The sequence below is a fragment of the Variovorax sp. F042 genome, from assembly GCF_057814215.1.
Window position 1 is genome coordinate 581,366 of the sequence record NZ_JBVASX010000002.1, and the last position, 16,372, is coordinate 597,737.

A 16,372-nucleotide genomic window follows, 5' to 3' on the forward strand; every position below is an offset into this window, starting at 1 on the left:
AAAGCGCCCCAAGCGATGAGCACCCTCTTCCACCCCTTGCGCGTGAAGGCCATCGAGCCCGATACGGCCGAGGCCGTCATCGTCTCGTTCGAAGTGCCGGGCGACCTGCGGCAAGTCTTCGGCTTCACGCAGGGCCAGTACCTCACCCTGCGCCACGACATCGACGGCCAGGACCTGCGCCGTTCCTATTCGATCTGCGCCGGCCTCGACGACGGCGAGCTGCGCGTCGGCGTGCGCAAGGTGCGCGGCGGCGTGTTCTCCAACTGGATCAACGCCAGCCTGCAGCCCGGCGACACCCTGCAGGTGATGGCGCCGCAAGGCCGCTTCTTCGTGCCCATCGAGCCGGCTTCGGCTCGCCATCACGTGGGCATTGCAGGCGGCAGCGGCATCACGCCCATCCTGTCGATCATGAAGACGGTGCTGGCGCGCGAGCCCGCGAGCCGCTTCACGCTGATCTACGGCAACCGCCAGCTCCAGTCCACGATGTTCAAGGAAGAAATCGAGGACCTGAAGAACCGCTACATGACGCGCCTCGTGCTGCAGCATGTGTTCTCCGACGAGCACACCGATTCGCCGCTGGGCTTCGGCGTGATGAACCGCGAGAAGATCGGCGAGTTTCTCAAGAGCGTGGTGCCTGCAGCGCAGATCGACCACGTGTACGTGTGCGGCCCGTTCCAGATGAACGACGAAGCCGAGGCCGCGCTGCTGGCAGCCGGTGTGCCCGAAGACCGCATCCACATCGAACGCTTCGGCGTCGCCCTGCCCTCGGCCACCCAGGTGGGCGCGGTGGTGCACGAGGCGCAGCCCGGAGACGCCAAGCAGGCGCGCATCGTCATCGTGCGCGACGGCCTGCAGCGCGAGATCACCTACACCGAAGGGCAGCCCAGCATCCTCGACGCGGCATCGGCCGCGGGCCTTGAAGTGCCCTTCTCTTGCACCTCGGGCGTGTGCGGCACCTGCCGCGCAAAGTGCGTTGACGGGGAAGTCCGCATGGAAAGAAACTTCGCGCTCGACAAGAATGAAGTAGCCGCGGGATTCATCCTGACCTGCCAGGCCCACCCCCTGACCGAACGAGTAACGCTCTCATTCGACGAGCGCTAGCACTTCAACGTTTTTTTCAACCCGGAGACAAGACCAAATGAAATTCTTCTTCAAGCCCCTGCTGATCGCCGCGCTGTGCGCCACCGCCGCCGCATCGTGGGCCGACGTCACTGTCGGCGTGACGGTCTCGGCCACCGGCCCAGCCGCCTCGCTCGGCATCCCCGAGAAGAACACCATCTCGCTGATGCCCAAGACTCTCGGGGGCCAGAAGATCAACTACATCGTGCTCGACGACGCATCGGACACCACCGCAGCCGTGGCCAACACGCGCAAGCTCATCACCGAGAACAAGGTCGACATCGTGCTGGGTTCTTCCACCACGCCCACCTCGCTCGCCATGATCGACGTGGTCAGCGAGGCCAAGGTGCCGATGATCTCGGTGGCCGCCTCGGCCCGCATCGTCGAGCCGGTGGACGCCAAGAAGCGCTGGGTGTTCAAGACGCCGCAGAACGACATCATGATGTCGCTCGCCATTGCCGAGCACATGGCCTCCAACGGCGTGAAGACCGTCGCCTTCATCGGCTTTGCCGACGCCTACGGCGAAGGCTGGTCTGAAGAATTCGCCAAGGCCGCCGCGCTGAAGAAGATCACCGTGGTCGCCAACGAACGCTATGCGCGCACCGACACCTCGGTGACGGGCCAGGTCCTGAAGATGATGGCCTCCAAGGCTGACGCCGTGCTGGTCGCGGGTGCGGGCACTCCGGCCGCGCTGCCGCAGAAGGCGCTCAAGGAGCGCGGCTACACCGGCAAGATGTACCAGACGCACGGCGTGGCGAACGCCGACTTCCTGCGCGTCGGCGGCAAGGACGTGGAAGGCACCTTCCTGCCGGCCGGCCCGGTGCTCGTGGCCGACCAGCTGCCCGCCAGCAACCCGGTGAAGAAGTCGGCCATGACCTATGTGACAGCCTACGAAGCCGCCTACGGCAAGGGCACGGTGTCGACCTTCGGCGCGCACGCCTGGGACGCCGGCCTGCTGATGAGCTCGGCCGTGCCGGTCGCGCTGAAGAAGGCACAGCCGGGCACGCCCGAGTTCCGCGCCGCACTGCGCGACGCGCTGGAGCAGACCAAGGAAGTGTCCGGCGCGCATGGCGTTTTCAACATGACCGAGAAGGACCACCTGGGCCTGGACCAACGCGCCCGCGTGATGGTGAAGATCGAAAACGGCGCCTGGAAATACCAGCCCTGATCAACTGGGCTCGCCCCCAGGCTTCGCGCACTTCGTGTCGCTTCTCCTACCCCCCTACCGGGGGCAACACCGGAGGCCCGGCAAAGCCGGTTCCTCGGTGTTCCCGATCTGACTAACGGGCGCCGCCCGAAGGCTGTTGTTATATGGATTCGCAGATCGCCCTTTTGCTGGGGCAGGACGGCATCGTCAACGGTGCCGTCTACGGTTTGATGGCGCTCGCGCTGGTGCTGGTGTTTTCAGTCACGCGCGTCATCTTCATTCCCCAGGGCGAGTTCGTCGCCTTCGGGGCGCTCTCCATGGCGATGCTGCAGGCCGGCCGCGTGCCGGCCACGCTGTGGCTTCTGCTGGTGCTGGCTGTCGCGGTGCTGCTGGTGGAGTTCTGGCGCTGGAAGCGCGGCGCGGTGGTCGACTGGGCCTCCGCGCTCGCTTGGTGCGTGGTGCTGCCGGCGGCCGCGGCCGCGCTGGTGCTGCTGCTCAAGCCGACCTCGATGGCGGGCCAGACGCTCGCCACGCTGCTGCTCATCATGCCGCTCGGCCCGCTGCTCTATCGCCTGGCCTACCGGCCGCTGGCGGATGCCAACGTGCTGATGCTGCTGATCGTCTCGGTCGCGCTGCACGGCGTGCTGGTCGGCCTGGGCCTGCTGTTCTTCGGCGCCGAGGGTTCGCGCACCACGCCGTTCTCAGAAGCGCGCTTCGACATCGGCGGCATTCCGGTCAGCGGGCAATCGCTGGTAGTGGTTGGCGTCACGCTGCTGCTGGTGATTGCCATGTTCCTGTTCTTCGGCCGCTCGATGGTGGGCAAGGCGCTGCGCGCAACCGCCATCAACCGCGTAGGTGCACGGCTGTCAGGCATTCCGACCGAGCTGTCGGGCGACCTGAGCTTTGCGCTCGCGGCGCTCATCGGCGCCATCTCGGGCCTGCTGATCGCGCCGATCACCACGGTGTATTACGACACCGGCTTCCTCATAGGCCTGAAGGGCTTCGTCGCCGCCATCGTCGGCGGGCTCGCGAGCTATCCGCTGGCACTGGCCGGCGCGCTGCTGGTCGGCCAGCTCGAATCGTTTGCCTCTTTCTGGGCCAGCCCGTTCAAGGAAGTGCTGGTCTTCACCCTGATCATTCCCGTGCTGTGGTGGCGTTCGCTCAACAGCCATCATGTGGAGGACGAAGAATGAGCGCGTCTTCTTCGAACAACATTGCCGTGCCCGCACAACCCGAAGGCAAGCCGCTGGTCACGCCGCGCCAGCTCACGCTGGTGTGCGTGGTGCTGCTGGCATTGGCCTGGGGCTTCCTGCCCGAATTCACCGTCTCGGTGCTCAGCAACATCGGCCTGTATGCGCTGGTCGCGGCCGGGCTGGTCATGCTGACCGGCGTGGGCGGCATGACCTCTTTCGGGCAAGCCGCCTTCGTGGGCATGGGCGCGTATGCCACGGCGTGGATCTGCACGTCGCCCACCGCCGCCGCGTGGCTGGGCGGCGCGGTCAGCCCGGCGCTGCTGCCATGGGCGGGCCTGCTGCTCGGGCTGGTGTTCACCTTCGCACTCGCATGGGCGCTGGGTTCGGTCACGCTCAAGCTGCAAGGCCACTACCTGCCGCTGTGCACCATCGCCTGGGGCCTGAGCCTGTACTACCTGCTGGGCAACATGGACTTCCTGGGCGGGCAGACCGGCATCACCGGCGTGCCGCCGCTGGTGGTGGCCGGCGTGTCGCTGGCCACGCCGCGCATGCTGGGCGTGGTGATCTGGGCGGCGCTGCTGCTGGCGCTGTGGGCACTGCACAACCTGCTCGATTCGCGCGAAGGCCGCGCCATCCGCGCGCTCAAGGGCGGGCGGCTCATGGCCGAGTCGATGGGTGTGGACACGGCACGCCACCGCATCAAGCTCTTCGTGCTGGCCGCGCTGCTCGCGGCGGTGTCGGGCTGGCTCTACGCGCATCTGCAGCGCTTCGTGAACCCGACGCCCTTCAACCTGAACATCGGCATCGAGTTGCTGTTCATGGCGGTGGTCGGTGGCGCGGGCCATCTGTGGGGCGCGGTGCTGGGCGCAACGCTGATCACGCTGCTGAAGGAAAAGCTGCAGGACATCCTGCCCGCGCTGCTCGGCAGCAGCGGCAATTTCGAAGTGATCGTGTTCGGTCTGCTGATGCTCTTCGTGCTGCAGCGCTTCTCCGATGGCCTGTGGCCCACGCTGGCGCGCATCGTGCGCCGCTGGGTGCGCGATGACTCGGCGGGCAAGGCCGCCGCAGCAGCAGCGCTCGCCAAGACTCCCTCTACCGTGCAGCTCGCACAACGCGCCCTGCCACCCAGTGGTGAACTGCTGCTGCAAGCCAGCGACGTGAGCAAGCGTTTCGGCGGTCTCGTCGCCAACAACTCGATCTCGATGACGCTGAAAGCCGGCGAGATCCACGCGCTGATCGGCCCGAACGGCGCTGGCAAGAGCACTTTCTTCAACATGATCTCGGGCGTGGACGATCCCACCTCGGGCGAGGTGAAGCTCGCGGGCCAGTCGATGGCAACGAAGCCGTCGCGCGCCTTTGCCGCACTGGGCCTGGGCCGCACCTTCCAGCACGTGCGCCTGCTCGGCCAGCGCAGCGTGGTCGAGAACGTCGCGCTCGGCGCCCACCTGCGCGCAAAGCGCGGCTGGCTCGCGGCGATGCTGCGGCTGGACCGCGCCGAAGAAGCCGCGCTGATGGCCGAAGCCCGCAAGCAGATCGAACGCTGCGGCCTAGGCCCACATGCCGACACGCCCGCCGCATCGCTTTCCTTGGGACAGCAGCGCGTGGTGGAAATCGCCCGCGCACTCGCTGGCCAGCCTTCGGTGCTGCTGCTCGACGAACCCGCGGCCGGCCTGCGCCATCTTGAAAAGCGAGCCCTCTCTGTGCTGCTGAGCCAGTTGCGCGCCGAGGGCCTCGGCATCCTCGTGGTGGAGCACGACATGGAGTTCGTGATGAATCTCGCCGACCGCATCACGGTGCTCGAATTCGGCACCGTCATCGCCACCGGCACGCCCGCCGAAGTGCAGGCCAACCCGCGCGTGCTCGAGGCTTACCTCGGCGGCGCCGACGACGAACTGCTGGAAGACGCACGATGAGCCACCCTCTGCTTCAACTCGAGGACTTTTGCGTTGCCTACCGCACCGTGGAGGCGGTGCACAGCGTACGCCTGCAGGTGAACGAAGGCGAGATCGTCACCGTGATCGGCCCCAACGGCGCCGGCAAGACCACGCTGCTGTGCGCTGCCATGGGCCTGCTGCAGTCCACCGGCCGGCTCTCGCTGGGCGGCGAGCGCATCGCCCGCCCCGGCGTCGAAACGATGGTGGCGCGCGGCGTGGCGCTGGTGCCCGAGCGGCGCGAGCTGTTCGGCGAGATGTCGGTCGAAGACAACCTGCTGCTCGGCGGCTTCTACCAGTGGCGCAAGGGCAAGCGCGACCAGCGTGCGCGCATGGACGAGATCTTCGAGATCTTCCCGCGCCTGCGCGAACGCCGTCCGCAGATGGCATCGACGCTCTCGGGCGGCGAACGCCAGATGCTGGCCATCGGCCGCGCGCTGATGGCGCGGCCCCGCCTGCTGATGCTCGACGAACCCTCGCTCGGCCTTGCACCGCTGGTGGTGCGCGAAGTGCTGCGCGTGGTGTCGCAACTGCGCAGCCATGGCGTGTCGGTGCTGCTGGTGGAGCAGAACGCGCGCGCCGCGCTGCAGGTGGCCGACCGCGCCTATGTGCTCGAAATGGGCGCCGTGGCGCTCGAAGGCAAGGCGCGCGACCTGCTGCACGACCAACGAATCATCGACACCTACCTGGGCATCGGCAAGAAGGACTGACCCAGTCTTCGACCCGGCGCCATTGACCAAAGGACACGCACCATGACCACCACCCTCCAAAGCTACATCGCCGGCCGCTGGATCGGCCAGCAGGCCGCGCAGCAACTGCGCAGTGCCGTCAACGGCCAGCCCGTGGCGAGCACGCACGCCGAGGCCATCGACTTCGCCGAGGCGCTGCAGTACGCGCGCCGCACCGGCATTCCCGCGCTGATGGCGCTCGACTTCCAGCAGCGAGCCGAACGCCTGAAGGCATTGGCCAAGTACCTGGCCGCGAACAAGGAAACGCTCTACGCCGTCTCGGCCCACACGGGTGCGACGCGCGCCGACAGCTGGATCGACATCGAGGGCGGTGCGGGCACGCTGAGCGCTTACGCCGGCATCGGCACCAACGAGCTGCCCTCGGGCAACCTCGTGCACGAAGGCCCGGCCTTCCCGCTCGGCAAGAAGGGCGGCTTCGCGGGTACGCACATCCTGGTGCCGCGCGGCGGTGTGGCGGTGCACATCGACGCGTTCAACTTTCCCATCTGGGGCCTGCTCGAGAAGTTCGCGCCCAGCTTCCTCGCGGGCATGCCCTGCATCGGCAAGCCGGCCACGGCCACCAGCTACCTCACCGAAGCGCTGATGCGCCTCATCGTGCAGTCGGGCATCCTGCCCGCGGGCAGCCTGCAACTCGTGATCGGCAGCACGGGCGACCTGCTCGACCGGCTCGAAGGCCCCGACGTGGTGACCTTCACCGGCTCGGCCGATACCGCTGCCAAGCTGCGCGTGCACCCGAACATCGTGCGCCAGTCGATCCCGTTCAACGCCGAGGCCGACTCGCTGAACTGCGCGATCCTCGCGCCCGACGTGACGCCCGACGACGAGGAGTTCGATCTCTTCGTGAAGGAAGTGGCGCGCGAGATGACCACCAAGGCCGGCCAGAAGTGCACGGCCATCCGCCGCGCGATCGTGCCGCGCCAGCATCTCGATGCGGTGGCCGAGCGGCTGCGCGCACGGCTCGCGAAAACTGTCGTCGGCGATCCGTCACGCGAAGAAGTGCGCATGGGCGCCCTCGCCTCGCGCGACCAGCAAGCCGACGTGGCCGAACGCGTGGCCACGCTGCTGAAGGGCGCGGAGCTGGTGTACGGCGAGCGCGACGGCTTCTCGCCGGTGGGCGACGGCGTGAGCGAAGGCGCGTTCTTCGCGCCCACGCTGCTGCTGAGCCGCAAGCCGCTCGAACACGACGCTGCGCACGACGTCGAGGCCTTCGGCCCCGTCAGCACGCTGATGCCCTACGACGGCATCGATGAGGCGCTGGCACTGGCCGCGCGCGGCCGCGGCAGCCTGGTGGGCACGCTGGTCACGCGCGACCCGGCCATCGCGGCCAAGGCGATCCCGGTTGCTGCCGCATGGCACGGCCGCCTGCTGGTGCTCGACCGCGAGGCCGCGGCCGAGTCGACCGGCCACGGCTCGCCGCTGCCGCAGCTCAAGCACGGCGGCCCCGGCCGCGCGGGCGGCGGCGAAGAGCTCGGCGGACTGCGCGCCGTGAAGCACTACCTGCAGCGCGCCGCGGTGCAGGGCTCGCCCACCATGCTGGCCGCCATCACCGGCGAGCACGTGCGCGGCGCGGCCGTGCGCGAGAGCGATGTGCACCCCTTCCGCCGCTACTTCGAAGACCTGCGCATCGGCGACTCGCTGCTCACGCACCGCCGCACCGTCGGCGAGGCCGACATCGTGGCCTTCGGCGGCATCTCGGGCGACTACTTCTACATGCACTTCGACGAGGTGGCCGCGAAGCAGTCGCCCTTCGGCAAGCGCATTGCGCACGGGTACTTCGTGCTGTCGGCCGCGGCCGGTCTGTTCGTGTCGCCATCGCCGGGCCCGGTGCTGGCCAACTACGGCCTCGACACGCTGCGCTTTACCAAGCCCGTGGGCATCGGCGACACCATCCAGGCGCGCCTGACCTGCAAGCGCAAGATCGACCGCAACAAGAAGGACGCGAGCGGCCAGGGCCAGGGCGTGGTGGCATGGAACGTGGAAGTGACGAACCAGGACGGCGAGCTGGTCGCCAGCTACGATATCCTGACGCTCGTTTCCAAGAAACCCGAAACCACCTCCACTCCAGCCTCTACCTGATGTTCGATCTCACTGGCAAAGTCGCGCTCGTCACGGGCGGCAACGGGGGCATCGGCCTCGGCATGGCGCAGGGCCTTGCCAAGGCCGGCGCGCGTGTCATCGTCGCCGCGCGCAATGCGCAGAAGTCGGCCGCTGCCGTCGAAGCGCTGAAGGCGCTGGGCAGCGACAGCTTCGCGCTCGAAGCCGACGTGAGCGACGAAGCCTCGGTGCAGAAGCTGTTCGACGACGCCGCCGCGCGCTGCGGCCGGCTCGACATCCTGGTCAACAACGCCGGCACCACCGTGCGCAAGCCGGTCGACCAGCTCTCGCTGGACGAGTGGCACAAGGTGATGAACACCAACCTCACCAGCGCCTTCCTGTGCAGCCGCGCCGCGCACCCGCACCTGAAAGCCGCGGGCGGCGGCAAGATCATCAACATCGGCTCGATGATGTCGATCTTCGGTGCGGCCTACGCACCGGCCTATGCCGCGAGCAAGGCCGGCATCGTGCAGCTCACCAAGTCGACGGCGCTCTCGTGGGCGGCCGACAACATCCAGGTCAACGCGATCCTGCCGGGCTGGTTCGAGACAGAACTGACCGATGGCGCGCGCAGCCAGGTTCCGGGCCTGTACGAGCGGGTGAAGGCCCGCGCCGCCGCCGGCCGCTGGGGCCAGCCGGCCGACATTGCCGGCACCGCCGTGTTCCTCGCGAGCCCCGCGTCGGACTACGTGACGGGCACGGCCATTCCCGTCGACGGCGGGTTTTCCATTTCGGGCTGATGCCCGCGGGCCGTGTAAATTCGCCCGCCATGCTCTTCTGGATTCAGCTCTTCCTTTTCGTCGCCGGCACGGCCGCTTTGCTGTACGTGTCGCGCGGCCCGCTGAGCCAGCCCGGCTCGCACGGTTTCTACCGCTTCTTCGCATGGGAATGCATGCTGGTGTTGATCGTCGTGAACCTGCCCATGTGGCATGACGATCCGTTCTCGCCCAAGCAGATCGTCTCGTCGCTCTTCTTCGTGCTGTCGATCTGGCTGCCGATTCACGCGGTGCGACTGCTCAAGGCGCAGGGCAAGCCGACCGAGGCGCGCAGCGACGACCCCGCGCTGTACGGCTTCGAGAAAACCTCGGCCATCGTCAGCACCGGCGCCTTCCGCTATATCCGCCACCCGATGTACACGGCGCTGATGCTGCTGGCCTGGGGCGCTTTTCTCAAGCAGTTCACCTGGCTCACGCTGGCGCTGGTGCTCGCGGCCACGGTGCTGCTGTTTCTGACGGCGCTGCGCGACGAGCAGGAGTGCATCGCGCACTTCGGCGATGACTACCGTGCTTACATGCGGGGCACGCGGCGGTTTATTCCGTTTTTGCTTTAGCGGGCGGCCGAAGCTCGTCTCCGCGTGAGCGCCGTTCAGCAACGGCGTGGTGATGCCGAAGGATCGATCCGCTCGAGAGAGTGAGGGTCGAGTTCGCCAGGCCAGTCAGCAGGCGATAGCGCACTCACGCGGCCACTGCCGGGGTTGAAGGCGGGCAGGCGGCCAAGCATGTGACCCAATGGAACCAAGGCCAAGCGCAACAGTTGTGCGCCCGTTTCCTTCAGGTCGTTGTGCCGCACCGCGACACCGAGCATCGCCATATGGACGCGCAGATGCAGAAGGAAGCGCGACTGCCCGATGACGTGTGCAAGTTCGAGCGCACGCCACCCTTGTGCGGTGTCGCCGTTTGCCAGTGCGGCGCGCGCGAATGACATTTCACGGTCAAAAGCCTGATGCTGAAGAGCTGGATTCATGCAGGCGATTGAAAGCCCCAAAGCCACTCCAGGGTCAAGAAGCAGCCTTGCGGCACGAGGGGTCGATGAAGCAGCCCACGAAGGCCTTTTCACACGCACGTCATCCTCAACCTTGCGGGATGCTGACCCGCCCGATCAGGTTCTGTTCACACGAGCCTCCTAGCATTCGTGCATGCTGCTCGCACGCATCCGTCGTTTTGCTGAGGCGCACTACAAGGCGTGGTGCGTTGCCGGCATCCTGCTGATCTTTCTGCAGCCGTTCATCGCAGTGCATTTCCGCTGCGACGGGCTGGAAGACGAGCCGATGCTGCGCTTGCGCAACCTCAGCGAAACCACGCAATTCGAAGCCGACGACCGTGCGGATCATTCGTCCGACCGCGAGACCACGGTGTTCACCCAGGCGCCGGCGAGCATCGACCACCCCGATGCCTTCAAGCTCGGGCTGAACACGCTGATGGCGATGGTGCTGGCACTGCTGCCGCTGGCCGTGGCTGTCGCACGGCTGGTGGTACCCATCGTGCGCGAAGCGCCCGAACACGTGCCGCCGCACGGCGGTGCCCCGCCTCTCTCGCAGCCCTGGCGGCTTCTGCCGCCCACTGCTGCACCACCTTCCGGGATCTGAGACACGACGCCTCGCGCGTCTGGTGGTCCGCTGCTTCGCGCTGCGGGCTCCTGCGTCCCTCTCGAAAGGTTTGACCATGTCCGGATTTTTCTGGTGCGCGCGCCGCACCGGGTGCTGTCGCACGCCCATTGTTTTCTCCAGCTTGCCGAAGAAGGTGGCGCCATGAATGCGCTGAACCTCACACTCTTTCAATGGCTCACGGCCGGCAGCCAGCCGACGCCGTGGGTGCTGTCGGTTGCATCGGCCTTCGCGCTCTGGGGCAGCTGGCTGTGCGCGGGCGTGCTCGTTGTGGCGCTGTGGCGGCATCGCGCCGACCGGGCCTACCTTTGCATCGTGGCAGCGCTCGCGGGCTTCGCATCGATGGCCTCGCACGCGATTGCGCTGTCGCTCAACGCTCCGCGGCCCTTCATGCTGGGGCTGGCGCCTTCGTACATCGAGCATGCGGGTCGCGGCTCGCTGCCCAGCACGCACGCAACGGTGATGTTCATGGTGGCGCTGGCCTTCCTGCTGCGCCCCAGCCTGCGCAGGCTGAGCGTGCCGCTGCTGCTGCTGGCCGCCATCACCGGATGGGCGCGCGTCTACGTGGGCGTTCATTTCCCGCTCGACATCGCAGCCGGCCTGCTGCTCGCGGTCGCGATCGCAGGGCTGCTCGCCGCCGCGCAATGGATCGGGCACCGGCTCATTTCTTTTCCGGCGTCGCACGCTGGCCGCACGCGCGACGACAAGACAGCGGCCGCTTCTTTCTGGAGGCATCCATGATCTCCCCGACCAACGCCAGCAGGCATTCGCGCGCACCGGCCAGGCTGCAGCAGGCCGAGGCGCCAGCACCGCGCACGGCCACGCCGCTCGCATCGCCGGCCGGAGCGCGCAGCATCTCCTGCGTGATCCCCTGCTTCAACGAGGCGGCCAACCTGCGGCACCTGCTGCCACTGCTCGAAGACATCCTCTGGGCCACGCACATGCGCTGGGAGATCATCGTGGTGGACGACGGCAGCACCGACGACACCGCCGCGGTGGCCGAGGCGTGGTGCGAGCTCTCGGGCTTTCGCTGCATCTCTCTGTCGCGCAACTTCGGCAAGGAGGCCGCACTCACTGCAGGCCTTGCCGCTGCCACGGGCGATGCGGTGGTGCTGCTCGACGGCGACCTGCAGCATTCGCCGCAACTCATCCACACGATGGTCGCGCAGTGGGTGGCCGGCGCAGAGGTGGTGTATGCGGTGCGCGAAGAGCGCAGCGACGAGAGCCGCTTCAAGCAGATCGGCAGCCGGCTCTTCTACAGCCTCGTCAATTCGTCGGACCGCTTCGCCGTGCCCAAGGATGCGGGCGACTTCCGCCTGATGGACCGCAAGGTGGTCGATGCGCTCATGAGCCTTCCGGAGCGCAGCCGCTTCATGAAGGGGCTGTACGCCTGGGTAGGCTTTCGCGCAGTGGCGCTGCCTTACACGCCCGCACCGCGTGCGGAAGGCCGCAGCACTTTCAACGCACGCCGGCTGGTGCGCCTGGCCATCGACGGGCTCACCGCCTTCACCACCTGGCCGCTGCGCATGGTCAGCGTGGTGGGCCTGCTGCTGGCGTTGCCGGCCTTCGGCTATGGTGCCTTCGTGGCAATCGACCACCTGTTGTTCGGCAATGCCGTCTCGGGCTGGACCACCATCGTGGTGAGCCTGATGTTCTTCATCGGCATCCAGATGATCTCTACCGGCATCGTGGGCGAATACATCGCGCGCATCTACGAGGAAGTCAAGGGCCGCCCGCTGTATGTGGTGCGCGAAGAGCGCGGCACGGGGATCGAGACCGGCAAGCCATGAAGCAATTCGACTCTGCATGGCGGACCGTGCCCCGGCCGCTGTGGCTCATTGCCGCGCTCTTCGCGTGGCTGCTGGCCACCGCCTGGCTCCGTCCGCTGATGGCGCCTGACGAGGGCCGCTACGGCGGCGTCGCGCTCGCGATGCTGCACTCCGGCGACTGGCTGGTGCCTCGGCTCGACGGCCTGCCCTTCTTCCACAAGCCGCCGCTGTTCTACTGGATCGGCGCCGCCGCGATGGCGGTGACCGGGCCGGTGGAATGGGCGGCGCGACTGCCGTCCGTCCTGGGTGGTGGCGCAGCGGCGGCTTCGCTGTTCTTCTTCCTGCGCCGGTGGACGACGGTGCCGCAGGCGCTGCTGTCGACGGTGGTGCTGGTGACCACGCCCTTCTTCTTCCTGGGCGCGCAGTTCGCGAACCTCGACATGCTGGTGGCCGGCTGCATCTCTGCCACGGTGCTTCTGACGGCCGGCGCCGCAATGGCGAAGGAGCGCGGGGAACCATGGCAGGCGCTGCTGGCTGGCGCCTACCTGTTCGCCGCGGCCGGCTTGCTGGCCAAGGGCCTGATCGGCCTCGTGCTGCCCGCGATGGTGATCGCGATCTGGTGCGCGGCAACGCGCAGGCTCGCAACACTGCGGCTCGCGCTGTGGCTGCCCGGCTGGGCAATAGTGCTGGCGGTGGCCGGCCCTTGGTTCATCGCAATGCAGATGAAGTACCCGGAGTTCTTCGACTACTTCGTCATCACGCAGCACTTCCGGCGCTTTGCTTCGTCGGGCTTCAACAACGAGCATGGCTTCTGGTTCTACCTGCCGGTGCTCGCAGGCTTCACGCTGCCGTGGTTCGCGTGGGTGTTCGTGCCCAGGGGCAAGGACGGCACCGCGCGCCCCCGGCTCAGCGATGTCGACTGGTTGATGTGGATCTGGCTCGCAGTCATCGTGGTGTTCTTCTCGCTGCCGCGCTCCAAGCTCGTCGGCTACGTGCTGCCTGCCCTGCCGCCGCTGGCGTACCTGATCGCGCAGCGCGTGCTCGCCGGCCGCGTGCTGGAGACGCTGCTACCCAAGGTGCGCGCAATGGCGCTGGGGGCCGCCGCCGTGTGCATCGCCTGCGTGGTTGCCATTTCGATCCTTTCATCGCCGCCGGGCACACGGCTGCGGCTGCCGGCCGGGCAGGCGGTGGCGCCCGGCGACCAGGTGCTGATGCTCGACAGCTACTACTACGACATTCCCTTCTACTGGAACCTGCGCGGGCCGGTATTGGTGTCGGACGACTGGAAGGCGGCAGCGCTGGACACCCGCGACAACTGGCGCAAGGAGATCTCCGACGCCGGCCGCTTCGAGCCGGAGCGCGCGGCCCGCACGCTGATCGACCGCACGCAACTCGCGGCCACGCTGTGTCTGCCGCGCACCACATGGCTCGTCGCTTCGAACACGGCGCAGCTCACGCACCCTTGGCTCTTCCGCGCGCAACTGGTGGCGGTGAACGACGGCGTCGCCGTATGGCGTTTCGCAGGCAGCGCCACGAGCGACCCGCATTGCCTGGAAGCCACGCCCGCCCCGATCTCCGGAACGAACGGCGATGAGTGAGGCCTTGCGCTACCTCTGCATCTGCGCGGACGACTTCGGCATGAGCGCGGGCATCAACTCCGCCGTGTTCGACCTGGCCGAGCAGGGAAAAATCTCCGCGGCCAGCTGCATGGTGCGACGCGATGCCTGGCTGACCGGAACGAGGATGCTGCGGCGCATCGACCCGGCGCGGTTCGATACCGGCCTGCATCTGGATCTCACGCGGCCCGCCCGTGCTGGTGGCACCGAGCCCGGGCTCTTGGGGCTGCTCGCACGGACGTACACGCGCACGGTGTTCGCACCGGGGCTGCAGGCCGACATCCGCGACCAGCTGACGCGCTTCGAGGACGCCTTGGGCCGCGCGCCCGCCTTCGTCGACGGGCACCGGCACGTGCACCAGTTCCCGGTCGTACGCGATCTGCTGGTGGAGGAAATCGCGCGGCGCTATGCCGCGTCGCCGCCCTGGATCCGCAGCACGGCGCCGGGCTTGCGCCAGGGCCCCGAGCGGCTGAAGGCCCGGGTCATCCACGCACTGGGTGGCCCGCAGTTGGCCGCACTGGCCGCGCGGCGCGGCATTCCCGTGAGCACCCACCTGCTGGGCGTCTACGATTTTTCGGGCGACATGCAGCAACACGAGCAGCGCCTGTCCGAATGGATCTCGGCATGCAATACCGGCGACGTGCTCATGTGCCACCCCTCCGCCGGGATCGAGCCGGGCGACCCGCACGGCGCTGCCCGGTTGCGCGAGTACGCATTGCTGCGCGAACTGGTGCTGGCGGCGCAGGACGGCAGCAGCGGGATAGCGCTCGCGCCGCTCTCGCAACACCTGCAGCGAGGCTGACAAGCCGGTCGCGTAACATCCGCGCCACCCTCCCTCCGCGCCCCGCCCAATGCCCTCCCCGAAAAGCGCCGCCTTTCCCTCGGCGGTGCAAGCCGCCCTCCTGTTCGTGGCGCTGTTCCTCTGCGAGTTCGTCATTGGCGCAGCGCTGCGCGACGCCAACGGATGGCTGGAGCTCAACACCATGCAGATCGGTGTGCTTGCAGCCGTGCTGGGCAACGGCTGCGTGTTCGCGGTGGTGATGCACGCCCAGAAGCTCACGTACCGCGAGCTGTTCCACCAGTCGCCGGCTTCCGCCGGGGCAGTGCTCATGCTCGTGGTGCCGCCGGTGCTGCTGCTGGTGCCCGCGCTGCTGCTGACGATTACTTCCGCGCTCAACCTGCTGATGCGCGTTGTTCCGCTGTCGGCCTGGGAAGAATCGATGTTCAGCCGCATGGCCGACGGCAGCATCGCCGCCGTGCTCGCGGTGTGCGTGCTGGCGCCGCTGCTGGAGGAAATGCTGTTCCGCGGCATCGTGCTGCGCGGCTTCCTGCAGCGCTATCCGCGGGGGCAGGCAATCTTCATGTCGGCGCTGTTCTTCGGCGCGGCGCACATGAACATCTACCAGTTCGTGGTCGGCTTCGTGATGGGCACCGTGCTCGCGTGGCTGTACGAGCGCACGCGCTCGCTCATTCCGTGCATTGCGCTGCACGCCGCCTACAACATCACCACCTTGCTGCTGGCCGACTGGCTGGATGCTGCATCGCCCTCGCGCCTGCTCTGGGCCGTGCTGCTGGCACTGGCGGCAGCCGTGTGCGGCGTGCTGGCCTTGCGGGCGATGCTGGTGCCCCGCGCGGCGCGGGGCACTTCGGCCTGAACGTCCTCTAGCGAGACAGCGGCGGCAGTGGCTGCGCGTCGACCGCATCGCCATCGACGATGAAGTGCCCGCCCGCCACGTGGTGCAAGGTGCGCAGTTCGTCGTGCCCGGTGAAGTTCCAGCGACCGTTGGCAAACACGCGCTCATCGGCCTGCGCGGCGATCACCTCGCCAAGGAACAGGTCGTAGCGCTGCTGGATCGAGGGCTCGGGCAGCAGCCGGCATTCGAGCCAGGCCGCGCAGCCTTCGAGCAACGGCGCATCGGTGGCCGTGCCTGTGAAAGTCTCCAGCCCATAGGCGGCGAACTTGTCCTGCCCCGACTTCTCGACGATCTCGCGGCCAGAGCTGTTGCCCAGCGCCTCGGTCAGGTCGAGCTGAGCACGCACCGGCACCTGCAGCGCGAAGCTGCCGGCGCCTTCGAGCAGTTCGCGCGTCCAGGTACTCTTGTCGAGCACCACCGCCACCTTGGGCGGATCGAAGTCCAGCGGCATGGCCCAGGCCGCTGCCATGATGTTGCGCTGGCCGCCATGTGCAGCGCTCACTAGCACGGTGGGGCCGTGGTTCAGCAGGCGATAGGCTTTGTTCAGTGCAACAGGCTGGCGGTGAGAGGCGATCATGGGCGAGATTGCTCAGGTTGGGATTCGTCCGCGGGGCAGCCGGCGGACGGTGACTGGGCGGATGCGCAACGCATTGGCGCCGGTCACGGCGAAATCGTAC

The 16,372-nt window shown here is 67.7% G+C and carries 16 protein-coding genes; 14 read left to right on the forward strand and 2 right to left on the reverse strand.

The features are described from left to right. Nucleotides 1-15: 15 nt before the first annotated feature. The 8 genes from paaE (at nucleotide 16) to ACZYSP_RS11260 (ending at nucleotide 9,563) form a co-directional block, all read left to right on the forward strand. On the forward strand, nucleotides 16-1,101 hold the full coding sequence (gene paaE, locus ACZYSP_RS11225; RefSeq protein ID WP_093075791.1) for a 1,2-phenylacetyl-CoA epoxidase subunit PaaE: 1,086 nt from the start codon (nucleotides 16-18) through the stop codon (nucleotides 1,099-1,101). Between the two features lie 37 nt (nucleotides 1,102-1,138). After that, nucleotides 1,139-2,287 carry an ABC transporter substrate-binding protein gene (locus ACZYSP_RS11230; RefSeq protein WP_093075793.1) on the forward strand — a complete coding sequence of 383 codons (1,149 nt, stop codon included), beginning with the start codon at nucleotides 1,139-1,141 and terminating at the stop codon, nucleotides 2,285-2,287. A gap of 143 nt (nucleotides 2,288-2,430) precedes the next feature. Further along, complete coding sequence (locus tag ACZYSP_RS11235) at nucleotides 2,431-3,459, forward strand: branched-chain amino acid ABC transporter permease (protein ID WP_093075794.1); 1,029 nt, start codon at nucleotides 2,431-2,433, stop codon at nucleotides 3,457-3,459. Further along, nucleotides 3,456-5,372, forward strand: a complete 1,917-nt coding sequence (locus ACZYSP_RS11240) for a branched-chain amino acid ABC transporter ATP-binding protein/permease (RefSeq protein WP_093075796.1) — start codon at nucleotides 3,456-3,458, stop codon at nucleotides 5,370-5,372. Before ACZYSP_RS11235 ends, ACZYSP_RS11240 begins: the two co-directional genes overlap by 4 nt. Continuing rightward, the gene (locus ACZYSP_RS11245) at nucleotides 5,369-6,100 is read left to right on the forward strand and encodes an ABC transporter ATP-binding protein (RefSeq protein ID WP_093048821.1); all 732 of its coding nucleotides are present in this window, start codon (nucleotides 5,369-5,371) and stop codon (nucleotides 6,098-6,100) included. The genes ACZYSP_RS11240 and ACZYSP_RS11245 overlap by 4 nt, the downstream gene beginning before the upstream one ends. A gap of 42 nt (nucleotides 6,101-6,142) precedes the next feature. After that, nucleotides 6,143-8,215, forward strand: a complete 2,073-nt coding sequence (gene paaZ / locus ACZYSP_RS11250; protein ID WP_093075797.1) for a phenylacetic acid degradation bifunctional protein PaaZ — start codon at nucleotides 6,143-6,145, stop codon at nucleotides 8,213-8,215. After that, the gene (locus ACZYSP_RS11255; protein WP_093075799.1) at nucleotides 8,215-8,973 is read left to right on the forward strand and encodes an SDR family NAD(P)-dependent oxidoreductase; all 759 of its coding nucleotides are present in this window, start codon (nucleotides 8,215-8,217) and stop codon (nucleotides 8,971-8,973) included. Before paaZ ends, ACZYSP_RS11255 begins: the two co-directional genes overlap by 1 nt. 29 nt (nucleotides 8,974-9,002) lie before the next feature. Beyond that, complete coding sequence (locus tag ACZYSP_RS11260; RefSeq protein ID WP_093076072.1) at nucleotides 9,003-9,563, forward strand: methyltransferase family protein; 561 nt, start codon at nucleotides 9,003-9,005, stop codon at nucleotides 9,561-9,563. A 35-nt stretch (nucleotides 9,564-9,598) separates the two neighbouring features. Here the strand turns inward: ACZYSP_RS11260 and ACZYSP_RS11265 are convergent, their stop codons facing one another. Next, nucleotides 9,599-9,976, reverse strand: coding sequence for a DUF3703 domain-containing protein (locus ACZYSP_RS11265; protein WP_093048810.1), 378 nt, complete (start codon nucleotides 9,974-9,976; stop codon nucleotides 9,599-9,601). Nucleotides 9,977-10,148: 172 nt separating this feature from the next. Between ACZYSP_RS11265 and ACZYSP_RS11270 the strand changes: the two genes are divergently transcribed. The 6 genes from ACZYSP_RS11270 to ACZYSP_RS11295 all read left to right on the forward strand — a co-directional run bounded on the left by ACZYSP_RS11270 (nucleotide 10,149) and on the right by ACZYSP_RS11295 (nucleotide 15,656). Then, nucleotides 10,149-10,598, forward strand: a complete 450-nt coding sequence (locus ACZYSP_RS11270) for a hypothetical protein (RefSeq protein WP_489014165.1) — start codon at nucleotides 10,149-10,151, stop codon at nucleotides 10,596-10,598. 162 nt (nucleotides 10,599-10,760) lie between these two features. After that, nucleotides 10,761-11,357 (forward strand): phosphatase PAP2 family protein, encoded by a 597-nt coding sequence (locus tag ACZYSP_RS11275; RefSeq protein ID WP_093075802.1) that lies wholly within the window; start codon nucleotides 10,761-10,763, stop codon nucleotides 11,355-11,357. After that, nucleotides 11,354-12,406, forward strand: a complete 1,053-nt coding sequence (locus ACZYSP_RS11280; RefSeq protein WP_093075803.1) for a glycosyltransferase family 2 protein — start codon at nucleotides 11,354-11,356, stop codon at nucleotides 12,404-12,406. Before ACZYSP_RS11275 ends, ACZYSP_RS11280 begins: the two co-directional genes overlap by 4 nt. Next, on the forward strand, nucleotides 12,403-13,983 hold the full coding sequence (locus ACZYSP_RS11285; protein WP_093075804.1) for an ArnT family glycosyltransferase: 1,581 nt from the start codon (nucleotides 12,403-12,405) through the stop codon (nucleotides 13,981-13,983). The genes ACZYSP_RS11280 and ACZYSP_RS11285 overlap by 4 nt, the downstream gene beginning before the upstream one ends. Beyond that, the gene (locus tag ACZYSP_RS11290; protein WP_093075806.1) at nucleotides 13,976-14,803 is read left to right on the forward strand and encodes a ChbG/HpnK family deacetylase; all 828 of its coding nucleotides are present in this window, start codon (nucleotides 13,976-13,978) and stop codon (nucleotides 14,801-14,803) included. Before ACZYSP_RS11285 ends, ACZYSP_RS11290 begins: the two co-directional genes overlap by 8 nt. A gap of 49 nt (nucleotides 14,804-14,852) precedes the next feature. Continuing rightward, on the forward strand, nucleotides 14,853-15,656 hold the full coding sequence (locus tag ACZYSP_RS11295) for a CPBP family intramembrane glutamic endopeptidase (RefSeq protein ID WP_093075807.1): 804 nt from the start codon (nucleotides 14,853-14,855) through the stop codon (nucleotides 15,654-15,656). 7 nt (nucleotides 15,657-15,663) lie between these two features. On the opposite strand, the gene ACZYSP_RS11300 is transcribed toward ACZYSP_RS11295, so the two are convergent. Beyond that, nucleotides 15,664-16,272: a flavin reductase family protein gene (locus ACZYSP_RS11300; protein ID WP_093075809.1), complete on the reverse strand. Its 609-nt coding sequence runs from the start codon at nucleotides 16,270-16,272 to the stop codon at nucleotides 15,664-15,666. Between the last annotated feature and the right edge of the window lie 100 nt (nucleotides 16,273-16,372).

Excerpts from the sequence above, each read along its gene's own strand:
- ACZYSP_RS11285 (WP_093075804.1), top strand. The coding sequence starts at position 12,403 with ATGAAGCAATTCGACTCTGCATGGCGGACCGTGCCCCGGCCGCTGTGG.
- ACZYSP_RS11300 (WP_093075809.1), bottom strand. The coding sequence starts at position 16,272 with ATGATCGCCTCTCACCGCCAGCCTGTTGCACTGAACAAAGCCTATCGC.
- ACZYSP_RS11270 (WP_489014165.1), top strand. The coding sequence starts at position 10,149 with ATGCTGCTCGCACGCATCCGTCGTTTTGCTGAGGCGCACTACAAGGCG.
- ACZYSP_RS11230 (WP_093075793.1), top strand. The coding sequence starts at position 1,139 with ATGAAATTCTTCTTCAAGCCCCTGCTGATCGCCGCGCTGTGCGCCACC.
- ACZYSP_RS11295 (WP_093075807.1), top strand. The coding sequence starts at position 14,853 with ATGCCCTCCCCGAAAAGCGCCGCCTTTCCCTCGGCGGTGCAAGCCGCC.
- ACZYSP_RS11265 (WP_093048810.1), bottom strand. The coding sequence starts at position 9,976 with ATGAATCCAGCTCTTCAGCATCAGGCTTTTGACCGTGAAATGTCATTC.
- ACZYSP_RS11255 (WP_093075799.1), top strand. The coding sequence starts at position 8,215 with ATGTTCGATCTCACTGGCAAAGTCGCGCTCGTCACGGGCGGCAACGGG.
- ACZYSP_RS11245 (WP_093048821.1), top strand. The coding sequence starts at position 5,369 with ATGAGCCACCCTCTGCTTCAACTCGAGGACTTTTGCGTTGCCTACCGC.
- ACZYSP_RS11290 (WP_093075806.1), top strand. The coding sequence starts at position 13,976 with ATGAGTGAGGCCTTGCGCTACCTCTGCATCTGCGCGGACGACTTCGGC.
- ACZYSP_RS11280 (WP_093075803.1), top strand. The coding sequence starts at position 11,354 with ATGATCTCCCCGACCAACGCCAGCAGGCATTCGCGCGCACCGGCCAGG.
- ACZYSP_RS11235 (WP_093075794.1), top strand. The coding sequence starts at position 2,431 with ATGGATTCGCAGATCGCCCTTTTGCTGGGGCAGGACGGCATCGTCAAC.
- ACZYSP_RS11275 (WP_093075802.1), top strand. The coding sequence starts at position 10,761 with ATGAATGCGCTGAACCTCACACTCTTTCAATGGCTCACGGCCGGCAGC.
- ACZYSP_RS11260 (WP_093076072.1), top strand. The coding sequence starts at position 9,003 with ATGCTCTTCTGGATTCAGCTCTTCCTTTTCGTCGCCGGCACGGCCGCT.
- ACZYSP_RS11240 (WP_093075796.1), top strand. The coding sequence starts at position 3,456 with ATGAGCGCGTCTTCTTCGAACAACATTGCCGTGCCCGCACAACCCGAA.
- paaZ (WP_093075797.1), top strand. The coding sequence starts at position 6,143 with ATGACCACCACCCTCCAAAGCTACATCGCCGGCCGCTGGATCGGCCAG.
- paaE (WP_093075791.1), top strand. The coding sequence starts at position 16 with ATGAGCACCCTCTTCCACCCCTTGCGCGTGAAGGCCATCGAGCCCGAT.